1 tRNA gene and 2 rRNA genes (1 of these 3 only partly in view) are annotated in these 3,188 nt (G+C 54.1%); all 3 read left to right on the plus strand.

Going from position 1 to position 3,188, the window contains the following annotated elements:
* Window positions 1-2,756: ribosomal RNA gene (locus tag AC0IPL_RS11570) — 23S ribosomal RNA — on the plus strand (it extends 74 nt beyond the left edge of the window).
* A gap of 195 nt (window positions 2,757-2,951) precedes the next feature.
* Window positions 2,952-3,066: ribosomal RNA gene (rrf, locus tag AC0IPL_RS11575) — 5S ribosomal RNA — on the plus strand.
* Window positions 3,067-3,111: 45 nt separating this feature from the next.
* Window positions 3,112-3,188 (plus strand) — tRNA-Met (locus tag AC0IPL_RS11580).

Here is a 3,188-nt window from a genome sequence, read left to right on the forward strand (position 1 = left end):
AGCCATGGGGAGCCGGGAATAGGCTTTGAACCATGGATCTCTGAATGGGGGAACCCACCTGAAAGTTTGTTATAATAGCCGCAAGGCTGCTTATAATGGGCTTAACCAGGTACTTAAGGACTGAATACATAGGTCTTTAAGAGCAAACCCGGGGAACTGAAACATCTAAGTACCCGGAGGAAAGGACATCAATAGAGACTCCGTTAGTAGTGGCGAGCGAACGCGGACCAGCCGAGCCTGATGAGTGAGAAGAACATGTTGGGAAGCATGGCCATAGCGGGTGATAGCCCCGTATTCGAAGCTCTGAGGGACGTATCAAGTAGGGCGGGACACGTGAAATCCTGTTCGAAGATCGGAGGACCACCTCCGAAGGCTAAGTACTCCTTACTGACCGATAGCGAACCAGTACCGTGAGGGAAAGGTGAAAAGCACCCCGACGAGGGGAGTGAAACAGTACCTGAAACCGAACGCCTACAATCAGTTGGAGGCCCCTTGAGGGCTGACAGCGTACCTTTTGTATAATGGGTCATCGACTTGGTCTCACGAGCAAGCTTAAGCCGCTAGGCGGAGGCGCAGCGAAAGCGAGTCTTAATAGGGCGCATGAGTTCGTGGGATCAGACCCGAAACCGAGTGATCTAGGCATGGCCAGGTTGAAGGTGCGGTAACACGCACTGGAGGACCGAACCCACATCTGTTGAAAAAGATCGGGATGAGCTGTGCCTAGGGGTGAAAGGCCAATCAAACTCGGAGATAGCTGGTTCTCTGCGAAATCTATTTAGGTAGAGCGTCATCCGAATACCCCGGGGGGTAGAGCACTGGATGGGTAATGGGGCCCCACAGGCTTACTGATCCTAACCAAACTCCGAATACCCGGGAGTACTAGATGGCAGACACACGGCGGATGCTAACGTCCGTCGTGGAGAGGGAAACAACCCTGACCTCCGGCTAAGGCCCCCAATTCATGGCTAAGTGGGAAAGCAGGTGGGATGTCCAAAACAACCAGGAGGTTGGCTTAGAAGCAGCCATCCTTTAAAGATAGCGTAACAGCTCACTGGTCTAAATAAGACGTCCTGCGGCGAAGATGTAACGGGGCTCAAGCCATGAGCCGAAGCCGAGGATGCCCATAGGGCATGGTAGCAGAGCGTAGTGTGACATAGTCTCATGTCTCCTTACTTCCCTCGGGAAGATTGGAGACAAGAGGCTTTCGATGAAGCGGGCGCGTGAGCGATCCCGTGGAGAGATCACTAGCGAGAATGATGACATGAGTAGCGACAAAGAGTGTGAGAGACACTCTCGCCGAAAGTCCAAGGGTTCCTGCTTAAAGCTAATCTGAGCAGGGTAAGCCGGCCCCTAAGCCGAGGCCGAAAGGCGTAGGCGATGGGAACCAGGTTAATATTCCTGGGCCGTGGAGTGGTGACGGATTGCAAAGGTAGTTCACTCTTATCGGATTGAGTGGGCTGCTCAGCAGTCCCTGGAAATAGCCCTCCTTTCAGACCGTACCCTAAACCGACACAGGTGGACTGGTAGAGAATACCAAGGCGCTTGAGAGAACGATGTTGAAGGAACTCGGCAAAATACCTCCGTAAGTTCGCGAGAAGGAGGCCCGGGTCCTACGCAAGTGGAATCCGGGGGCACAAACCAGGGGGTGGCGACTGTTTATTAAAAACACAGGGCTCTGCGAAGTCGCAAGACGACGTATAGGGTCTGACGCCTGCCCGGTGCCTGAAGGTTAAAAGGAGGGGTGAGAGCTCCGAATTGAAGCCCAGGTAAACGGCGGCCGTAACTATAACGGTCCTAAGGTAGCGAAATTCCTTGTCGGGTAAGTTCCGACCTGCACGAATGGCGTAACGACTTCCCCGCTGTCTCCAACATCGACTCAGCGAAATTGAATTGCCTGTCAAGATGCAGGCTTCCCGCGGTTAGACGGAAAGACCCCGTGCACCTTTACTACAGCTTCGCACTGGTATCAGGATTGTGATGTGCAGGATAGGTGGTAGGCATCGAAACCAGAACGCAAGTTCCGGTGGAGCCTCCCTTGAGATACCACCCTTCGCACTCTTGATATCTAACCGCGGTCCGTTATCCGGATCCGGGACCCTGCGTGGCGGGTAGTTTGACTGGGGCGGTCGCCTCCTAAAGAGTAACGGAGGCGCGCGAAGGTTGGCTCAGAGCGGTCGGAAATCGCTCGTTGAGTGCAATGGCAGAAGCCAGCCTGACTGCAAGACTGACAAGTCGAGCAGAGACGAAAGTCGGCCATAGTGATCCGGTGGTCCCGCGTGGAAGGGCCATCGCTCAACGGATAAAAGGTACGCCGGGGATAACAGGCTGATACTGCCCAAGAGTCCATATCGACGGCAGTGTTTGGCACCTCGATGTCGGCTCATCTCATCCTGGGGCTGGAGCAGGTCCCAAGGGTACGGCTGTTCGCCGTTTAAAGAGGTACGTGAGCTGGGTTTAGAACGTCGTGAGACAGTTCGGTCCCTATCTGCCGTGGGTGTAGGATACTTGAGAGGAGTTGCCCCTAGTACGAGAGGACCGGGGTGAACGATCCACTGGTGGACCAGTTGTTATGCCAATAGCAGTGCTGGGTAGCTATGATCGGACAGGATAACCGCTGAAGGCATCTAAGCGGGAAGCCCCCCTCAAAACAAGGTATCCCTGAGGGCCGTGGAAGACCACCACGCCGATAGGCCGGAGATGTAAGTGCAGCAATGCATTCAGTTGACCGGTACTAATCGCCCGATAGGCTTGATTTGATCCAGTAACAGACAGTGTTGCCGGAACCAAATAAGCAAACATCCCGAACAAACACTTGGACAACGTTGATTGTAACGCCTTCCGCATGTGGAAATGTCTCGTGACATAACTCAGGTGCGGCAACGCATGTTTACTTCGTAAACACGCTGCCTGCCGCCAAATCCACCTGCCGAAGGCAGCTGGATTTTTCTCGGTTTGGTGGCTACAGCACAAGTGAAACACCCGGTCCCTTCCCGAACCCGGAAGTTAAGCACTGTCGCGCCGATGGTACTTGGGCTCAAGCCCTGGGAGAGTAGGTCACCGCCAAACCTAGTAAAATCCAAATCCTCTCTCAACGATAGAAAATCAACCTGACGCGGGATGGAGCAGCCAGGTAGCTCGTCAGGCTCATAACCTGAAGGTCGCAGGTTCAAATCCTGCTCCCGCAACCA

This window comes from Leisingera sp. SA32, assembly GCF_056033425.1.